This window comes from Thermodesulfatator autotrophicus, assembly GCF_001642325.1.
Taxonomy (GTDB): domain Bacteria; phylum Desulfobacterota; class Thermodesulfobacteria; order Thermodesulfobacteriales; family Thermodesulfatatoraceae; genus Thermodesulfatator; species Thermodesulfatator autotrophicus.
This window is the reverse complement of the sequence record NZ_LSFI01000019.1, coordinates 1-17735: the sequence shown is the minus strand read 5'-3', so window position 1 is coordinate 17735 and position 17735 is coordinate 1. Positions and strand designations below refer to the sequence as shown.

Below are 17735 nucleotides of genomic sequence, written 5' to 3'. Positions count from 1 at the left end.
GCAATTTTATTCTCTCTTGTTACTAATCTTTTTGATGGGAATCGTAAACGAGGAACTCTGGAAAAAATTACTAAAAGAGGCAGAATTTCTTTACGAGGCCAACGGCGGAAGCCACCGTTTTGACCACGTGAAACGAGTTTTGCGCCTGGCTGAACATCTGGCCCGGGCTGAAGGTGCAGACCTTGATGTTGTAAGAGTAGCGGCCCTTTTTCACGACATAGGCCGGGCCGAAGAAAAAAGAACCAAAGGCAAAGTTTGCCACGCAGCTTACGGGGCAGAACAGGTAAAGAAAATACTTGCCCGTTATGGATTGCCGGCTGATTTTATTGAAAGAGTAGCTGAAGCCATTGCCTCACATCGTTTTCGGAGCAAAAAACGCCTGAAAACCCTTGAAGCCAGAGTCCTTTTTGACGCTGATAAACTTGACGCCCTGGGGGCAGTAGGCATTGGCCGAGCCTTTCTCTTTGCTGGCGAAGTCGGGGCAAGGCTTCATAATCCCGAAGTTGACCTTTCCCAAACAGAGCCTTATTCCCGGGAAGATACAGCCTGGCGCGAGTTCAAACTTAAACTCTCCAAAATTAAAGACCACATGCTTACTGAAGAAGGACGCCGTCTGGCCCAAGAACGCTATCGTTTTATGGAAGAATTTTTTGAACGCCTTCACAAGGAAGTAGCGGGAGAACTTTAAATGCGTGAAGAAGTAGAGATTACCATATTTAACTCTTTGCTTTCAGCAATTGCTGAAGAAATGGGTATAGTACTTCAGAAGTCTTCTTTTTCAGCCAATATCAAAGAGCGGCGGGATTTTTCCTGCGCTATTTTTGACGGCAAAGGCCGCCTTATTGCCCAGGCGGCCCACATTCCGGTACACCTAGGGGCCATGCCCCATACTCTGGCCGCTGTAAGGAAAACACTTACTTTAAATTCTGGAGACGTAGCTATTACCAACGACCCTTACGCCGGAGGCACCCATCTACCAGACATAACCCTTATAAAGCCAGTCTATCACCGGAATGAGATAGCCTTTTACCTTACGGTAAGGGCCCATCATGCTGACGTGGGAGGAAAGGCCCCAGGTTCCATGCCTCTGGCAACCCACATTGAAGATGAAGGGGTTTTGATTAAACCTCAAAAACTAATTAAAGCTGGAGAATTAAACGAGGTCTTTTTTCGTAACTTTTTGGAAAAAGTAAGAAACCCTGCCGAGCGAGAAGGAGATTTAAGGGCCCAGATAGCTGCCCTTCACCGGGGAGAGGTACGCTTAAAAGAACTGATTTCCAGATATGGACTTTCTTTCCTTAAAGAACGATTGACCATGCTTCTTAATCACAGTGAAATTTACATGCGAAGCCTTATTAAAGAAATCCCTGATGGCTCTTATTATTTTGAAGACTTTCTAGACGATGACGGCCTCAATAAAGACCCTATTTCCATTAAAGTGCACCTAAAAATTAAAAAAGACCGGGCTACTATTGATTTTAGAGGTAGCGCCCGCCAGGTAACCACTGGTTTAAACGCCGTTTATGCCGTTACCTGTGCGGCGGTTTATTATGTATTTTTTGCTCTGGCGCGTGGAAATATCCCTCAAAACCAGGGCGCCTTTGAGCCTTTAGAGATTATAACTGAACCTGAAACAGTAGTTGACGCCCGTTATCCTGCTCCGGTAGCCGCGGGAAATGTAGAAACTTCACAGCGTATTGTAGATGCTATTTTGGGCGCTCTTGCCCAGGCCCTTCCCGAACAAATCCCGGCCGCTTCTTGCGGCAGCATGAACAACCTTGCCTTTGGCACTGAAGACTTTTCCTACTACGAAACCATCGGGGGTGGCATGGGAGCAAGGCCCGGAAAACCCGGGCTTTCCGGGGTACACACTCACATGACCAACACCCTTAACACTCCTGTTGAAGCCCTTGAAAGGGAATTTCCTGTGCTGGTTGAAAGATACAGCCTGCGCCCTCGCTCTGGAGGGACAGGTAAATTTCGGGGAGGCGATGGCCTGATAAGACGTTTTCGCTTTCTTAAGCCTTTAACCGTTACCATTCTTTCGGAAAGAAGGCGGCTGGCCCCTTACGGCCTTTACGGAGGAAAGCCTGGACGTCGCGGCCAAAACATCCTTGAAAAAGAAGGCCGCAAACGAAAACTACCCGGAAAAATAACCCTTCAGGTTAAACCTGGTGACGTAATAGAAATTCGTACTCCTGGGGGAGGCGGTTGGGGATAAAGGCTGCCCTTTATGTCCACCTCCCCTTTTGCCGTGCCAAATGCCCTTATTGCGATTTTTATTCCCTGCCTTTTTCTGATTTAGAAAAAATCCCGGTAAAAGAATTTCTTGAGGCCTTAAAAAAAGAAATTACTCTCTGGCAGCCGCGGCTTAAAAATCACAAGTTCGTGACCTTTTACGCCGGAGGAGGGACCCCTTCCCTTTTGCCTCCTTCTTTTTTTGAGGAACTTTTTTCTTTTTTAAAGGCCAATTTATACTTCATACCAGAAGAAGCCACGATAGAGGTAAATCCTGAAGGCTTAACTTTTGAAAACCTTTTGGGATATAGAAGGGTTTTTAACCGAATAAGCATTGGTGCTCAAAGTTTTACGAAGAAAGGCTTAAAAGCCCTTGGTCGAAGACACCTGGTAAGCGATATAGAAAAAGCCGTAACCCTTGCCAGAAAGGCAGGTTTTTCCAATCTTTCTTTGGATATGATTTATGCCTGGCCAGGAGAAAATTTAGAAGACCTTGAAGAAGAGCTAAAGCTCTTGGTTTCGTTTGAGCCACAACACGTATCTTGCTATGAATTGACCCCAGAACCAGAGACACCTCTTTGGGAGCTAATACAAAAAAATAAAATTAAGCTTTTACCTGAAGAAAAAATAATAAAGTTTTTCTGGTTTATCCACGAATTTTTAGAAGGAAAAGGCTTTAAACATTATGAAATATCAAACTATGCCAGACCGGGCTATCAATGCAAACATAATCTTTTTTATTGGGAGGCAAAGCCTTATTTGGGCCTGGGGCCAGGAGCAGCCTCTTTTTTAGAAGGCAAACGTTTCAAAAATGAGGAAAACCTCAAGAAGTACTTGGAAGCCCTGGGTCAGGGGCAGTTTCCTCCTCGTGAAATTGAAACTTTAGACGCCGAGGCCAGGTTCCGTGAGGCAGTAATCCTTGGTTTGAGAGTGTTGAAAGGTATCAGCCTGCCAGAGTTTAAAAAACATTTTGGTTTTGACGTCCTCACCTACTACGGAAAAACCCTTAAAAGCTTGCTTGCCGAAGGGTTTTTGATTTTAGAAAACGATAGGCTTCGCCTCAGCCGAAAGGGAATTTTGCTGTCAAACTTTGTTTTTCGGGAATTAGTTTAGTCTTTTCAAAATACCTTTTTAAGGCGATAATTATATTGCAGGACATAAAACAGACGGCAATTTTGCTTGTCATTGCGAGCAGAGCGAAGCAATCCCTGTCCTGAATGTTAGTGAAAGGCCTAGATCGCTTCGGCAACTACGTTGCCTCGCGATGACAATTTATATGTAAAAAATGCTTAATTAATAAAAACACCGGGAGAGATCCATGGATATTAAAGAAGCTGTAAGAAGTGTTTTCAAAGAGTTTATGCTTCCTGAATTAGAAAGCATTAAACAGGAACAGAGAGAAATAAAAATAGCCGTTGAACTTATCAGCAAACGCCTAGACGACGTCAATCTTCACTTAGCTGACCAAAGCCGCCGCATTGACGAAGTGCGTTCTGAACTCTCTGCTCGTATTGACGAAACCAACAAACGTATTGATGAAGTGCGCACCGAGCTAACTGCCCGCATTGATGAAACCAATAAACGTATTGACGAAGTACGTTCTGAGCTTTCATCCAAAATAGATGAAGTTAAATCTGATCTTACTTCCCGGATAGACCAAACTAATCACCGTATAGACCAGCTCACTTTCCAGGTAGGGAAAGTAGCGCAAGAATTAGAACGCCTTAAAAGAGAAGAAAAGGTTATGGCCGATGTATTAGACCGTCTTCGTTACCTGGAAAAACGCGTTATAGGTGAATAAAGCAGCGAAATTAAGTGATACGAATATCTGGCGCCAAAATCCATAACCTCAAAAATATTTCTCTTGAACTCCCTAAGGGGGTTCTAATTTGTATCACTGGACCTTCAGGTTCTGGTAAATCAAGCCTTGCCTTTGATACTATTTGTCAGGAAGGAAGAAGGCGCTATCTGGCCGTCCTTGACCTTGGAAAAACAGGAAGAATAACAGGTGAGTCTCCTTTTCTTGAAGCGGCTCAAGGGCTCCCACCTAGTATTGGCCTTGAACAGAAAGTTCCCCAAACTTCTCCGCGCTCAACTGTTGGTACACTAACCGGCCTTCTTGACTATTTTCGCGTCCTCTTCGCTGAACTTGGAAGCATTGAATGTAAAACTTGCCAAAACCTTATTACTTCTTTCACTCTTAGCGAAATACTTGAAAAAATCAAAACTAGTTTACCTCTTAAAAGCAAATTTTATGTACTGGCCCCTTTATGGCAGATAAATACAGAAGGTTTGCGCTTCCTTCAATCCGAAGGTTTTCAGCGTTTTTTAATTGATGACCAGGTAATTGACTTAACTGAAGAAAGCCCTCCCCAAAAGTTTTCAAGTTGTGCGGTTTTGGTTGATCGCCTGATAATGAAAGAAGGAGCTGAAAGCCGCCTAGAAGAAGCCTTGCGACTGGCCTTTTCTTTAACTCAAGGAGTGGTGTGGATAAAACCTCTTCAGGAAAATCTAAAAGAGCTTCGTTTTACACGAGGGAATTTTTGCCCTTTCTGTGGAACACCCTTGCCAGAATTAAGACCTGAGATCTTTTCCTTTAATCATCCGCTCGGGGCCTGTCCTCATTGTCAGGGCTTGGGAGAAACAGAAAAAGGCCTTTGCCCTGCGTGTAAAGGAAAGAGATTGAAACCCGAATCTTTAAAGGTTTTTCTGGGGCCTTTTAACTTTGCTGACCTGGCTCAAAACCCTATCAAAGAAGCACTTAAAAAACTTTCCTCTTTAAAGTTTGAAGGCCTTAAAGCTCGTATATTTGAAAGCCTCCTGACCGAAATAAAAGTTCGCTCCAGAGCCATGTTAGACCTAAATCTTGGTCATTTAAATCTTTTCCGCCCCTGTCACAAACTTTCTTTAGGAGAGCTTCAGCGGTTAAGACTTTCGGCCTTCTTTGGCGAAAGCCTATCTGGCTGTCTTTACGTTTTTGACGAACCTGGTGTTGGGCTTTCGCCTGCCGAAAAAGAGCACCTTCTTTTCCTTTTAGAAAGTCTTATTGCCCAGGGTAATACCGTTATCGTGGTGGAACACGACCCACTTTTTATTACCGCCTCACAGGTAGTAGTAGAAATGGGGCCAGGGGCTGGCCGGCACGGTGGGGAAATCCTATTTGTAGGGTCATCAGAAGAGCTCATTTCTCGAAAAGAGACCCCTACTGGAGCTTTTCTTTCTGGTCAAAAACATCTTTCACGTCGCCCAAGAAGGCCCAAAGGAATCTTGAAAATTGGCCGGTTCAAGGTGCCGAAACAGGCCTTATTATGTTTGGCCGGGCCTTCAGGAGCAGGGAAAAGTTCACTGCTTAAAGAGTTGGCCCAACATGGAGAGACTCAACTCATCGCACCAGCTGAACCCAGAGGGCGAGAAAGCATTGTCATAAGCTATATTGAAGGCTTTAAAATTTTGCGTGAACTTCTGGCTTCTACCAAAGAAGCCCGGGCTATGGGTCTCAAACCGGCTCACTTTAGTTTTTTTACCAAAGAAGGCCGCTGCCCGGTTTGTAAAGGCCTTGGTCGCTATGAAGTAAAAATTCCACATATTCCCTCTCTCTGGGCTGTGTGTGAAGAATGCCTGGGGACAAAGTTTAGACGCGACGTGTTAGCCGTTAAATATCGCGGGCTAAACATACATGAGTTGTTGAAGCTTACGGTAGAAGAAGCCCTTTCTCTTTTAGCTCGGGTTCCCAGGCTTTCAGAAAAACTTGCCCTTTTAACCGAAGTCGGCCTTGGCTATTTGCCCCTGGGGCAAGAAATAAGCTCTCTTTCTGGCGGAGAGCGTCAGAGATTAAGACTTTCCCGCCTGCTTCTTAAAGGAGAAAAAGCCCGGGTATTGCTTTTTGATGTGCCAAGTATTGGTCTTCACTTTGAAGACGTAAATAAACTCCTGGCCCTTTTTGACAGGTTAATTGAACAGGGCTATACCCTGATAGTGGCTGATAATCATCCGGCTTTTGTCCTGCTGGCTGATGAACTTTGGGAAATTCAACAGGGAAAAGTAATTTTTTCTGGAACACCTGAAGCCTGGTTAAAACAAAAAGGCCAATTCGCCAGATTATTTGAAAAATACCTATCTCTGGTTAAGGCCGACTAAACTCTTGCCCCTTGGTAGTTTTTTTATATCATCAAGCACCAGATAAGCGCAGGGAACAATAATTAGGGTAATAAAGGTGGCAAAAAGAACACCAAAACCAAGGCTTATGGCCATGGGGATAAGCACTCGTGCCTGAAGGCTCTTTTCCAGTATCATGGGGGTAAGCCCGGCAAAGGTGGTTACGGTAGTGAGCAAAATAGGCCGAAAGCGTCGGCAGGCCCCTTCAATCACCGCTTCCATGGGGCTTCTAGTTTTTGTTTTTAGCCGGTTAATCATGTCTGTGAGAATAAGCGAATCGTTTACCACTACTCCTGAAAGCCCTACAATGCCAAAAAAACTTAAAATATTAAGATGGTACCCCATAAGTTTATGACCAAGAAAAGCGCCTATTATACCAAATGGTACCGCGAACATGATAATAAGGGGCTGAGCATAAGAACGTAGAGGAATAGCAAGAAGGGCATAAATAACCAGCTGGGCAAAAAGAAAGGCCTTTATCACGTCTCTCATGGACTCCTGTTGGCGTCTGCCTTCTCCTTCAAAAGAATAGACCAGGTCCGGATACCTGGCCTTTAACTCAGGAAGGAATTGGGTGGCCAAAAATTCTCTTATCTCTGAGGCACTGGCTACTTTTTCGTCAACTTCAGCCAGCACGTGAATCACTCGTCTTCCATCCAGGCGATCAAGGGAAACATAACCGTAACCTCGCTTTAAATCAGCCACTTCTAGCAGGGGAATTTCGCGGCCATCAGGTAGATGGAGCCTCATTTTTTCAAGAGAGGCTACCATGCTCCGCTCTTTGGCCGTATAACGAACAAGCACCTGAACTTCGTCTTCTCCCCGCTGGACCCTTAAAGCCTCAGCCCCGTAAAAGGCCTGTCTTACCTGCCTGGCTACTTCTTCCAGGGTCAAACCTAAGGCTTCAGCCCCTGGCTTTAAAACGATTTTGATTTCATCCTTCCCTGGCAGAAAGCTATCTTCAATGTCGTGCACCCCGGGAATATTTCGCAACTCTTTCTTTATAATCTCAACCACTTCTAAAAGAGATTCCTCGTCTTTAAGCGACACAGCGATATCTATAGGTTTCCCCAGGCCAAACAATTCACTTTGAAAAAGAATACCCTCAGCCCCAGGAATCTCCCCTACCCTTTTTCGCCATTCTCTGACAATTTCGGCGCTGCTAATACCAGGACGCTCCTCGCCAGGGATTAACTCTAAAGTTACCTGAGCCAGATGAGACCCTACGGAAGGAGTCCCAGCCCTAGGACCATGGCGTATCTGGTGCACCCCTACCATTATCATGGAGTATTCTAAAAGAGACTTACCGTATTTTTTTTCGTATTCTTTAATAACTGCCAGACCTTTTTTTTCTATCTCCCTGGCTACTGCCAGGCTTACCTGAGCGGGGGTGCCAGCAGGCATGGTGATATAGCAGTTTACATCATCACCTTCCACCCGGGGGAAAAAGGTAAATTTAATACGGCCGCCAAGCCAGAGAGAAATAACTACTACCAACAGCGCAATGCTAAGGGAAAGCGTTAAATAGCGCCAGCGCAAAGCAAAAGCCAGGCTCCGACGATAAGGGCCGTTTACTAAACGTTCAAGGCCTCTAGCTAGAAAACTCACCCCCTCAGGAGAAATATTACCTTTAGTGGCAGCTAAATGGGCCGGGAGCACAAAAAACGATTCAATCAATGAACCTAAAAGCACTAGAATTACCACTACCGGGATAACAAAAATAAATTTTCCCATAACCCCAGAGCCATAAAGTAAGGGCCAAAAAGCCGCCATGGTGGTTAATACTGAAAAAAGCACCGGAGTACTTACCTCAATAGTGCCTTTAATGGCAGCTTCCAAAGGAGGAAGGCCTTTCTGGCGCAGATGAAATACGTTTTCTCCCACTACAATGGCATCGTCAACCACGATACCTAATACCAGAATAAAAGCAAAAAGAGAGACCATATTGATAGACACGCCAAAATATGGAAGGAGCCATAAAGCGGTGGCGAATGAAATAGGGATACCGAGCATTATCCAGAAGGCCAGCCGGGGATGAAGAAAGAAACCAAGAACCAAAAGAACTAAAACCATACCCAGACTCAAGTTTTTAAGTAGCAAGAACAAACGGGCCTTAAGAACCTGAGAGGTATCTTCAAAAAGTTCTACCTTTATGCCTTCAGGGATTCTCTCGCGCAGGGCTTCAAAATACTGATTTACCGCCTTGGAAATCTCAAGGACGTTTTGATCCCCAAGACGAAAGACCTGAACCACTACCGCCCTTTTATCTTTAAAGTAAGCAAAAAAGTCCACTAAGTCGCGGAAAGAATCCTTAACCTGGGAAATCTGGCCAAGAGTGATACTGGTGCCCTGAAAATCAGTCACCACTGGTATGTTTAAAAATTCTTCCCCATAGTAACGTTTGCCCTTTGCTCGCAAAAGAATTTCGTCATCTTTTTCAGATATACGGCCGGCAGGCAAATCAACGCTTTCTTCTCTAATGCGCTGGGCAATCTCCCCCAAGCTCAACTTATATTTCTGGAGCACCTCAGGAGAGACTTCCACGTGGATTTCTTCTGGACGTATAGCAAAGTAAGATACTTCTGTTACCTCGGGTAAGGTGAGCAGTTCTTCTTTTATCTGTTCAGCCCATCTTTTTAACGTCTTTTCGGAAACATCTCCGTAAACAGCAATACTGATTACGGGAAAAAGCCTGGAAACCCGCCTCACTATAGGGCGTTCAGCCTCTTCAGGGAGAGTGGTAAGCCCGTCAACCTCTACTTTTATATCATCGTAAAGTTTATTAATATCCCAGCCCTTAGTGGCTTCTACGGTAATTTGAGCCCGCCCTTCAATGGCTTGAGAATAAATGCGTTCAACGCCTGGAAGCCCCATAATCCTTTCTTCAATGGGACGAATAATCCCTTCTTCTACTTCTTCCGGGGCGGCCCCGCGGTATTCAACACTGATTTGAACGGCATCAAGGGTTATATCAGGAAAGACTTCTACTTTTATGTTAAAAGCGCTATAAAGACCTGCGGCCAAAAGAAACAACATTAAAAGATTGGCTGCTACGTGATTTTCCGCAAACCAGGCGATAAGCTTTTTCATGGCTTAATACGCACCTTCATGCCTGGAACAGGTCTGGTAAGCTTGGTAATTACAAGGTTTTCTCCTGCCTTTAAGACTCCATGGCGTATCACCGCCTTATCTTCGTTAAATAAAATTATCTCTATTTCTCTTCTTTTCAGATGACCTTCTTCAACCAGCCACACGTACCATTTTCCCTCTTCAAAGTAGAGGGCCTTTCTAGGGATAACTATGACATTTTTTAAAATCTTTCCTTCAAATTCTGCTTTTACAAAAAAACCAGGAAGAAGACGAATTTTTTGGGAAAAGGGTTTATTGATTCTGACATAAATGTCTATCAAGCGGGTCTTCTCGTCTGCCCTGGCCGAAGCCCGAATGACCTCTCCAGTCCAGAAAAAATTACTAAAGTTATGAAGAAAGATTTTGGCTTTTGAAGCACGTTTGCTATTAAAGCCTGGAATTTCCAAAAATTTTATCTCTTCTAAGGATAAAGGAATAGCTACTTCTAAAGATTTTATGTCATACACTTTGGCCAACAAAGCCCCTTTAGAAACATATTGGCCGAGTTCTACTTGAGCCTCAGTAACCAGTCCGTCAAAAGGGGCCCTGATGGTTGTTCGCTTAAGGTCTAAACGTGCTTTTTCATATTTGGCCTGAGCGGCTTTTATTCTCGCTTCCGCTGCGGCCAGCTGGGGCTTCTTTACCACCAAAGGCGGAGGAGTTTCCTTGTGGCCCAGTACTTTATACCATTCTTCTTTAGCAGCCAGGGCCTGAGCTTTTATTTCTTCATAAGTCCGCCTGGTCTCTTCAAGTTCTGCTTGGGCCAGAGCAAGAGTTGCCTCATAATCACTGGGGTCAATACGAGCCAGGATTTCACCCTTTTTAAACCTCCCACCAGGAACAAGTTTGGGAGACACATATATAAGTCGCCCTGAGACCTCTGGTACAATATGGCCTGCCCTCAAAGCCCGAACAGTACCAAAGCCTTCAATGGTGACCTGAAAATCTTGTTGTTTCAAAGATAAAACCTCAACTAAAGGAAGAAAGGGTTTAGGCTTTCGTTTAGGAACTTTGGGCTTAGTAGAAATAAAATGATGAGCTAGCAGAAAACCAGCTACTAAGACGAAAACAACCAAAAGACATTGTAAAATTTTATGTTTCTTCATAAGCTACTCGCTTTCAAATTCAAACCCGCCACCAAGTGCCCTGTAAAGGGAAATTCTAGCTAATAGCAGCTGTTTTCTGGTGAATAAAACTTTTCTCTGGCTTTCTAAATACAAATTTTGGGCCTTAAGATAATCAATGATAGAGGTTATTCCCAACTGCGCTCGCAGAGACCTTATCTGCGCTTCATTACAGGCCGCCTGTTCTCTTCTCAGAGCCAGCTCAAGACGCCTTCGCCAGTTGGCCTCTAGCATAAGGGCATTTTCCACTTCAAAAAAGGCCTGAAGTATGGTTTGAGCATATACAGCCCTGGCTTCCTCAAGACGGGCCTTAGCTTTTTTTATTCTGGCCTTTCGCGCACCGGCGTCAAAAATAGGCTGGGCTAAAGAGAAAGCAAGTTCCCAGAACCTATTTTCACTGTTAAGCAAATTAACAAGGGCATTTGAGACGCGACCTTCCTGAGCGGTAAGAGTTATTTTAGGAAACAAAGTTGCCTTTTCGCTGGCTATTTGTTCTCCAGCTGAAAGGAGTTTGGCTTCTGCCGCCAGGATATCTGGCCTGCGCTTTAAAAGCGCTGAAGGTAAACCCGGAGGCGGAGGAGAAAGTTCTAATGAACAAATATTATTAGAAATCGGCCAGGGCTTAGGATACCTCCCCAAAAGAAGAGATATTTTTTGTCTAGCAGAAGTAATTTCCCCTTCAAGTCTCTCTTTTTCCTCTTCAAGATTAACCAGTAGCCGTTCTTCTTGTTCCAGAAGAGATGGGTCTATGAGTCCCAACCGGTAGCGTTGGCGCAGGGCTTTAAGATAACGTTTTTCTATCTCCAGCTGTTTTTCTAACAAAGCCTTCTCACACGAGAGATAAACCCCTGAAACGTATTCACTAACTAGCTGGGCCACTAGGCTCTGAGCAAGCGCTCGACGATTTTCTTTGCTGGCTATGAGTTGATAATAGGAAGCTTTACTGGCATGACTAAGTTTTCCCCAAATATCTACTTCGTATGAAGCCAGAAGACTTCCTGAAAAACTACCTGAAACAGAAGATTTAACGGGAATAAAAGAAATAACCTGTCGGCCGCGACTGGCGGAAAAAGAAAAATCTAACCTGGGGAACCGAAGGGCTTTAGCTTCTCTAAAAAGGGCTTCGGCTATCTTTATTTGGGCCTGAGCTTCCCTTAAACGCCAATTTGAAGAAAGAAGCTCCTGTACAAGACGATTTAATTCTTTATCTTTTAAACTTTTCCACCAGTGATCTATATCTACCTTGTTCTGAGGGGTATCTTGAGCCAGAAAAAATTTTTCAGGAATTTCAACTTGGGGTGTAAGGCCAGAAGGATTAGAAGAACAGCCTGCAATTAAAAGAAAAAAGCACCAGATGAGTCTCAATTTGTCCATGGCGATTTTCATTATATTGTTTTTTGGCAGGAAAAAAAGCTTTGTTATTGAAAAAGGGAGAGGTCTGTTTGTGAGGAGGGAGGGGGATTTAGACCTCTCCCAAAAACCTGTTAATTAGCAGCCTTCTAACATGGTCTTACGCTTTTTCTTAGGCTTCACATGACATTCTTTACATTTAGTAGGCACTGCTTTCCCTTCTCTTTTAAGAGCTTTGTGGCAGCTTAAACAATTTTTATGAAACAGTTTTTTGTACTGTTTGCGATTAAGGTCACCATGACAGCTTTTACATTGAAATGGATTTTTACCTTCGGCCATCATGGCTTTAGCTTTTTCTGTGGTTAAAGGAATAGCTTGCATTTTTCCATTTACCTTGACCTTTTTCTCGTGATGACAAGTCCCACAGGAATACCCTGCATCCATAAAATGCTTGGCGTGAGGGAACGAAGCCTTGCCCATTTTAACCTTGTATTCTTTTACCAAGGGAACAACTAGTTCTTTGGTTACATCAGAATTAGTTTCTTTTTCAGCTAAAGCATTCATTGAACCAGTAGCCAGAAGTAAACCTGCCAAAACAAGTACTATTTTCCTCATCTCTGACCTCCTTTATTTTTGAATGTTTTTGAATGTTTTGATTAGCAATATTAGTGCCAATACTTTAAAACTTCCAAAATTCAAAAAATCTTGATCAGAGATTGCTTCATTCGTCATGACTAGCCCAAGCTATCACTACGAGGGGGCGATCCTTATCTTTCGGTGAAAAGCACCGCCGTATTAGAGATAGATTAAGACTATAAACATGTTTTAAAGGTCACAAAAATCGTTTTTAGACCCTGAAACTACTTCGACAAAAATGTTGTGGGAGGAGACGTTTTTGTTTGCTGGAAAAACTGGCGGAGGGGGTGGGATTCGAACCCACGGTGCCCCTTTTGGGGGCACACTCGCTTAGCAGGCGAGCACCTTCGGCCTCTCGGTCACCCCTCCAAATGTTACTTATAAACTACCGAAATATTTTCCTTCCTGCAACAGCTATTTAACACTAGCCAAAACAATAAAAATTAATGTTGGCGGAGGGGGAGGGATTCGAACCCCCGGAGGGCACTAGACCCTCAGCGGCTTTCAAGGCCGCCCCCTTCGGCCGCTCGGGCACCCCTCCTTGTCTTTATCTAAAATAACTATTAAACAAAATTTGAGAAAAAACAAGAAGGAGGTTGTCATGACAGCTGAAGAACTTTACGAAGAAGGTGCCTTTTTACTTTTTAAACAACAGTTTGAAGAGGCTTTAGACTATTTAAATAAGGCTTTAGAGCTGGAACCAACTTTTGTAAAAGCCTTACACGCCAGAGCGGCTATTTTCTTGAAGTTTGACCGCTTAGATGAAGCAGAAAGAGATTTATTAAAGGCCCTGGAAGAAGAACCCAAAAATCCCAGGCTTCATTATCGTTTAGGTCAGGTGTATTATCGTAAAAAAGATTTAGAAAAAGCCCTTGATTGTTTTAATAACGCGATAAACCTTGAACCACTTTATGCCGCAGCCTTTATGGCCAGAAGCCAGGTTTATCGGGATATGGGTGAAGAAGAGCTGGCAGATTTGGATTTAGATAAAGCCGTTTCAGTCCAAAGAGCTACGGCCCAGGCCCAAAAAATTATTGATTTTTAATTATGCCTTTTAAAAAAGCATCAATTTTATGGCAAGAACTTAAACGCCCCATAGAACTTTCTTTTATTTTTGCTCTGGCGCTTTGTGCCTATGTCTTTCTCCTTATGCTCTCAAAGATTGATGCTTTTTTAACCCTCGAATGTCTTTACCAGGGCCAATGTATGGAACTAAATCCCTTCATGAATTGGAGTATTAGAATTTCTCCTGTATTTTTTTTGCTGCTTAAAAGTATGTTGGTTGGTTTTTTTGGTGGGATCCTTTTTCTTTTATGTGCTCTCAAGAGATCAAAAAGGGCCTTTTGGGGGCTTCTTTTGGTGACTATCCTCTATCTTGGAGTGGTTTTTTATCACTTTTTATATTTGTAATTATAAGTCAAAATACTTGAAGGAGAAAAAATATGTTTAAGGTGATAACAGACAAGGAAAAAATGCCTTCTCTTGATACCATAATACAGGAAATCATCAAAAAATCTGAAGGCAAAATCGGTATGATTCTTACTCATACCGGGGTGGTCAGGTCCTTCACACGCACTGGTGAAAAGGTAAAGGGGGTCAAGGTTAAGGTTGATCGCGAAAAGCTCTCGGAAATAATAGATACAGCCCAAACTCTACCAGGAATTTTTGAAGTGAGAGTCTATATCAGAGAAGGGGAACTTGAAGTAGGAGATATTCTTATGCTTCTAGTAGTAGCAGGAGATTTTCGTGATAACGTTGTCAATGCCCTTACCCATGTGCTCAACTTAATAAAGGCCTCGGTAACTTCTAAAGAAGAGATGCCCATAAATGCCTAGAAAACAAAAGACAGCCAATAAAACAATCCTGATAAATGCTGATCAACCAGAAGAAGTAAGAGTAGCCCTAGTTGAAAATGGCCGCCTTGAAGCCTTTGATATTGAAACCGTTGTCAGGGAGCATACCAAGGGCAACATCTACAAAGGCCGATTGGTAAATATTGAGCCCAGTCTTCAAGCGGCTTTTGTAGATATAGGCCTTTCGCGCAACGGATATCTACCTTTTAAAGAAATTCACCCTGAATATTACGGTTATGCCGAAGCAGTAGATTCTTCGGGAAAATCGCGTTTGCCAGAATTACTTGAAGAGGGACAAGAACTCCTGGTGCAGGTAGTCAAAGAGGAAACTCCTACCAAAGGCGCAAGCCTAACTACCTATTTAACTCTGCCAGGCCGCTATGTGGTTTTAATGCCAGGGAACCCCACTCAGGGTGTTTCTAAAAAAGTAGAAGACGAAAATAAACGAAAGAGGTTGAAAGACATCCTCCTTGGCCTCAAGCTTCCCGAAGGTGTGGGCGTTATAATGCGCACCGCCGCAGCTGAAGCGGCCAAGAAAAATATTCTAGCTGACCTCAGATATCTCTTACGCCTCTGGCAAGAAATTAAGAAACAGGCGGCCCAAAAAAAGGCCCCCACTTTGCTTTATCGTGACCAGGACGTCATAGTCAGATTCCTCCGTGAACATCTCTCTTCTGACGTAAAAGAAATTTTGGTAGATACCTCAGAGTCCCTTGAGAAGATAAAAAGTTTCCTGAAATTAGTAGCTCCACGCCAAGTGCGTCTGGCCAAGTTGTTTAAAGAAGAAAGGCCTATTTTTTCCCTTTTCAACCTTGAAGAGCAAATTGAAAACGTATTTAAACCGGTGGTTCCTTTACCTTCAGGGGGGACTCTTTATATTGAACCCACCGAAGCCCTGGTAGCTATAGACGTAAATTCAGGCAAATGTGTACGTGAAAAAGACCTTGAAGAAACTTCTTTTAAGACCAACCTTGAAGCCGCAGAAGAAATAGCCCGCCAGCTACGTCTACGAGATCTTGGCGGCCTGGTAGTCATTGACTTTATTACCATGAAGCAACCTAAACACCGCTACCAGGTAGAAAAACGCCTGAAAGAAGCCCTTAAAAAAGACAAGGCCAAAATCACTTTAACCAAATTTAGTAAGCTTGGGCTTATAGAATTAGCCCGCCAGAAACTCCAGGCCCCTATACAATGGGGGAGTTTTCGCCCCTGTCCGTGCTGCCGCGGAGCAGGCCAGATAAGAACCGTAGAAGTTTCAGCCACCGCCCTTTTAAGACGGATAAAAAGTAAACTTGCCACCAAGAATATAAAACAAATAAAAGTGAAAGCTGCCCCTGAACTTGCTTCTTATCTCTTGAATCAAAAAAGAAAAGACTTAGCTGTCCTGGAAGATTACTATAATGCCGCCGTAATTATAGAGCCTGATATTTCTTTGCCCCCTGAAGAGGCAGTTTTTGAAGAGATAAAACAATCTTCTTCAGATATTAAAGTCAATACAGAAAAAGAAACGATAAAAGAAGAAAAGTCTTTAAAAGAAAAAGGGCAAACTAAAGAAAATAAAAGAGCTCGTTCCAGTCGAACCCGCAAGAAGAAAAATAATGAAGAAAAAGGCAGTAGCTCTAAAGTATGACCACCATAAAGATAAAGCTCCCAGAGTAGTTGCCAAGGGAGAGGGGCTTCTTGCTGAAAGAATACTTTCTTTAGCCCGGGAACATGGAATCCCCATTAAAAAAGAAGATAAACTTATTGAAGCTCTATTGAAGCTTGAAATTGAACAAGAAATTCCGCCAGAGCTTTATGAAGCTGTAGCTATAGTGCTTGCCTGGGCTTGGCGGCTCAACGAGCAGAGTTAGCCAGAAGGTTATTTTTAAGGTTTTGAAACCTCTGATAACCCTCAGCGATAAGGGAAAATAGCTCGCGGTCTTTTATGCCAGCTACTTTGAGTAACTTGGGAGGCACTCTATAAGAAAGCCCATCTGAACCCATTCCAATACCCAAGAGATTAGTAAGCATGTTGGAAAGAGCTACAATAGCAGCCGTCTGGTTCTGAACCATCCAGTCTTCGTCATGATGAGCCCGTACGGCAAAGATAGTCTCTTTAGGGAAACCCCAGCGCCTTAAAAGCTCAGCCCCCACCACAGCGTGGTCAGTGCCAAGGACCATTATCTCTGCTTCCATAAAAGTTAATCCTTCATCTTTTACCAGGTCTTTTATTACCTCAAGCTCACCACCGACAAATAAATCTAAGACCAGCTTGCCAATATCGTGTAAAAGAGCCGCGGTGAAAATATAATCAGGATGTTTGGCCTTGACTTTTTCTGCTATTAATTCTGCAAAAACTCCACTTCCCAAAGAATGTAGCCAGACTTCGTAAGGAGATAAATTGTAACCATGCAAAGTACGTTTTAAATATTGCCCGGCACAGGCTGCCACCAAGAAAAAACGAATCTGGTTGATACCAAGAAGGGCAAAGGCCTGAGTCAAAGATTCTACCTTGCGCCTTAAGCCAATATAGGCTGAATTTACCAGTTTTAAAAAATTAGCCGTGATGGTGGCATCGTATCTGATAACCTTGGCCAGGTCTTCAAAATTGATATTTTCGTCTTCAAGCATTTTGAGGGCCCTTAAGGCCGTGTCAGGGAAGTTAGGAACCGTATTTAACTCTTCAAAAATATGTTCCAGTATCTTTACCACTTTTCTTCCTCTTCTCCCGAAATTTTAAAGATTATTTCGTCCCCTTTGGGATTTATCTTTACGCGACATGGAAAAGGAAGACCACAGCGCTCCCCTTTGAGAGATAAATTCCGGTCTCTAAGTAACTTGCGAATCATAGAAGTATTTACTCCACCAAGGTCAAAAATAGTTGGTGCTTCAAGGAATCTTGCTCCCCCGGCCACAAAAAATTCAAGCCTTTCGCGCGAAACCCCTGCTTCTTCAAGGCTATTTAAAAACTCGTCTATGCCTTCACTGGCAAAAAACATAGAAGTAGTGCCTGGCACTCGCTTTGTAAGGATCCGTTCTGCCGGCAAAACAAATATCCAGAGACCATAAATCCCGGCCTCTCTATCTCTGGCAACCAAGGCCACACAGGAGCCCAAAGCCTCTGTTTCAAGTATTTCGCCTTTGCTATTGGTTATTTGGAATTGTCCTTTTTCTACAATCACCTTTATCCCTCTACTAAGGGTTGCTTTTGTTTATATCGGAAGGCCCACAAAAAACATAAACATAGTGTTTCGTCAACTGTGTCCGC

General features: G+C 43.5%; 16 protein-coding genes and 2 tRNA genes. 10 read left to right on the top strand and 8 right to left on the bottom strand.

All coding sequences use genetic code 11. The features are described 5' to 3' along the window. The first annotated feature begins 34 nt into the window (after positions 1 to 34). The 5 genes from TH606_RS04965 to TH606_RS04945 all read left to right on the top strand — a co-directional run bounded on the left by TH606_RS04965 (position 35) and on the right by TH606_RS04945 (position 6375). Positions 35 to 688: an HD domain-containing protein gene (locus TH606_RS04965; protein WP_068541821.1), complete on the top strand. Its 654-nt coding sequence runs from the start codon at positions 35 to 37 to the stop codon at positions 686 to 688. Further along, a complete protein-coding gene (locus TH606_RS04960; RefSeq protein WP_068541820.1) occupies positions 689 to 2221 on the top strand; it encodes a hydantoinase B/oxoprolinase family protein in 1533 nt (510 codons plus the stop codon). It abuts the gene before it with no gap. Next, positions 2212 to 3351: a radical SAM family heme chaperone HemW gene (gene hemW / locus TH606_RS04955; protein WP_068541819.1), complete on the top strand. Its 1140-nt coding sequence runs from the start codon at positions 2212 to 2214 to the stop codon at positions 3349 to 3351. The genes TH606_RS04960 and hemW overlap by 10 nt, the downstream gene beginning before the upstream one ends. Before the next feature lie 205 nt (positions 3352 to 3556). After that, positions 3557 to 4039, top strand: a complete 483-nt coding sequence (locus tag TH606_RS04950) for a hypothetical protein (RefSeq protein WP_068541818.1) — start codon at positions 3557 to 3559, stop codon at positions 4037 to 4039. A gap of 14 nt (positions 4040 to 4053) precedes the next feature. Further along, positions 4054 to 6375 (top strand): excinuclease ABC subunit UvrA, encoded by a 2322-nt coding sequence (locus TH606_RS04945; RefSeq protein WP_068541817.1) that lies wholly within the window; start codon positions 4054 to 4056, stop codon positions 6373 to 6375. Here the strand turns inward: TH606_RS04945 and TH606_RS04940 are convergent. The 6 genes from TH606_RS04940 to TH606_RS04915 all read right to left on the bottom strand — a co-directional run bounded on the left by TH606_RS04940 (position 6352) and on the right by TH606_RS04915 (position 13173). After that, on the bottom strand, positions 6352 to 9483 hold the full coding sequence (locus tag TH606_RS04940) for an efflux RND transporter permease subunit (protein WP_068541816.1): 3132 nt from the start codon (positions 9481 to 9483) through the stop codon (positions 6352 to 6354). The two genes, TH606_RS04945 and TH606_RS04940, sit on opposite strands and share 24 nt — an antisense overlap. Next, entirely contained in the window at positions 9480 to 10628 is a 1149-nt protein-coding gene (locus tag TH606_RS04935) for an efflux RND transporter periplasmic adaptor subunit (protein ID WP_068541815.1), read from the bottom strand. The genes TH606_RS04940 and TH606_RS04935 overlap by 4 nt, the downstream gene beginning before the upstream one ends. Positions 10629 to 10631: 3 nt before the next feature. Next, positions 10632 to 12032, bottom strand: coding sequence for an efflux transporter outer membrane subunit (locus TH606_RS04930; RefSeq protein ID WP_082863524.1), 1401 nt, complete (start codon positions 12030 to 12032; stop codon positions 10632 to 10634). Positions 12033 to 12134: 102 nt separating this feature from the next. Then, positions 12135 to 12611, bottom strand: coding sequence for a cytochrome c3 family protein (locus TH606_RS04925; protein WP_068541813.1), 477 nt, complete (start codon positions 12609 to 12611; stop codon positions 12135 to 12137). Between the two features lie 297 nt (positions 12612 to 12908). Next, positions 12909 to 13001: transfer RNA gene (locus tag TH606_RS04920), tRNA-Ser, on the bottom strand. A gap of 81 nt (positions 13002 to 13082) precedes the next feature. Further along, positions 13083 to 13173 (bottom strand) — tRNA-Ser (locus TH606_RS04915). Positions 13174 to 13233: 60 nt separating this feature from the next. On the opposite strand from TH606_RS04915, the gene TH606_RS04910 reads away from it, so the two are divergent. The 5 genes from TH606_RS04910 to TH606_RS04890 are packed head-to-tail and all read left to right on the top strand — an operon-like array spanning position 13234 to position 16338. Next, positions 13234 to 13677 (top strand): tetratricopeptide repeat protein, encoded by a 444-nt coding sequence (locus TH606_RS04910; RefSeq protein ID WP_068541812.1) that lies wholly within the window; start codon positions 13234 to 13236, stop codon positions 13675 to 13677. Positions 13678 to 13679: 2 nt separating this feature from the next. Then, positions 13680 to 14042 carry a DUF5658 family protein gene (locus tag TH606_RS04905; RefSeq protein WP_068541811.1) on the top strand — a complete coding sequence of 121 codons (363 nt, stop codon included), beginning with the start codon at positions 13680 to 13682 and terminating at the stop codon, positions 14040 to 14042. A gap of 32 nt (positions 14043 to 14074) precedes the next feature. Beyond that, on the top strand, positions 14075 to 14467 hold the full coding sequence (locus TH606_RS04900) for a molybdenum cofactor biosynthesis protein MoaE (protein WP_082863523.1): 393 nt from the start codon (positions 14075 to 14077) through the stop codon (positions 14465 to 14467). Further along, positions 14460 to 16115, top strand: coding sequence for an Rne/Rng family ribonuclease (locus tag TH606_RS04895; RefSeq protein ID WP_068541810.1), 1656 nt, complete (start codon positions 14460 to 14462; stop codon positions 16113 to 16115). The genes TH606_RS04900 and TH606_RS04895 overlap by 8 nt, the downstream gene beginning before the upstream one ends. Beyond that, on the top strand, positions 16084 to 16338 hold the full coding sequence (locus TH606_RS04890) for an EscU/YscU/HrcU family type III secretion system export apparatus switch protein (protein ID WP_068541809.1): 255 nt from the start codon (positions 16084 to 16086) through the stop codon (positions 16336 to 16338). The genes TH606_RS04895 and TH606_RS04890 overlap by 32 nt, the downstream gene beginning before the upstream one ends. Here TH606_RS04890 and TH606_RS04885 read toward each other — a convergent pair. Both TH606_RS04885 and TH606_RS04880 read right to left on the bottom strand, forming a co-directional pair. Next, a complete protein-coding gene (locus TH606_RS04885) occupies positions 16322 to 17179 on the bottom strand; it encodes an HDOD domain-containing protein (protein ID WP_082863522.1) in 858 nt (285 codons plus the stop codon). The two genes, TH606_RS04890 and TH606_RS04885, sit on opposite strands and share 17 nt — an antisense overlap. Further along, a complete protein-coding gene (locus tag TH606_RS04880) occupies positions 17173 to 17649 on the bottom strand; it encodes a chemotaxis protein CheD (RefSeq protein WP_068541808.1) in 477 nt (158 codons plus the stop codon). Before TH606_RS04880 ends, TH606_RS04885 begins: the two co-directional genes overlap by 7 nt. Positions 17650 to 17735: the final 86 nt, after the last annotated feature.

What these genes read in the sequence shown, in the direction of transcription:
- TH606_RS04965 (WP_068541821.1), top strand. Translation starts at nt 35, where the DNA reads ATGGGAATCGTAAACGAGGAACTCTGGAAAAAATTACTAAAAGAGGCA.
- TH606_RS04960 (WP_068541820.1), top strand. Translation starts at nt 689, where the DNA reads ATGCGTGAAGAAGTAGAGATTACCATATTTAACTCTTTGCTTTCAGCA.
- TH606_RS04950 (WP_068541818.1), top strand. Translation starts at nt 3,557, where the DNA reads ATGGATATTAAAGAAGCTGTAAGAAGTGTTTTCAAAGAGTTTATGCTT.
- TH606_RS04940 (WP_068541816.1), bottom strand. Translation starts at nt 9,483, where the DNA reads ATGAAAAAGCTTATCGCCTGGTTTGCGGAAAATCACGTAGCAGCCAAT.
- TH606_RS04935 (WP_068541815.1), bottom strand. Translation starts at nt 10,628, where the DNA reads ATGAAGAAACATAAAATTTTACAATGTCTTTTGGTTGTTTTCGTCTTA.
- TH606_RS04930 (WP_082863524.1), bottom strand. Translation starts at nt 12,032, where the DNA reads ATGAAAATCGCCATGGACAAATTGAGACTCATCTGGTGCTTTTTTCTT.
- TH606_RS04925 (WP_068541813.1), bottom strand. Translation starts at nt 12,611, where the DNA reads ATGAGGAAAATAGTACTTGTTTTGGCAGGTTTACTTCTGGCTACTGGT.
- TH606_RS04910 (WP_068541812.1), top strand. Translation starts at nt 13,234, where the DNA reads ATGACAGCTGAAGAACTTTACGAAGAAGGTGCCTTTTTACTTTTTAAA.
- TH606_RS04905 (WP_068541811.1), top strand. Translation starts at nt 13,680, where the DNA reads ATGCCTTTTAAAAAAGCATCAATTTTATGGCAAGAACTTAAACGCCCC.
- TH606_RS04900 (WP_082863523.1), top strand. Translation starts at nt 14,075, where the DNA reads ATGTTTAAGGTGATAACAGACAAGGAAAAAATGCCTTCTCTTGATACC.
- TH606_RS04895 (WP_068541810.1), top strand. Translation starts at nt 14,460, where the DNA reads ATGCCTAGAAAACAAAAGACAGCCAATAAAACAATCCTGATAAATGCT.
- TH606_RS04890 (WP_068541809.1), top strand. Translation starts at nt 16,084, where the DNA reads ATGAAGAAAAAGGCAGTAGCTCTAAAGTATGACCACCATAAAGATAAA.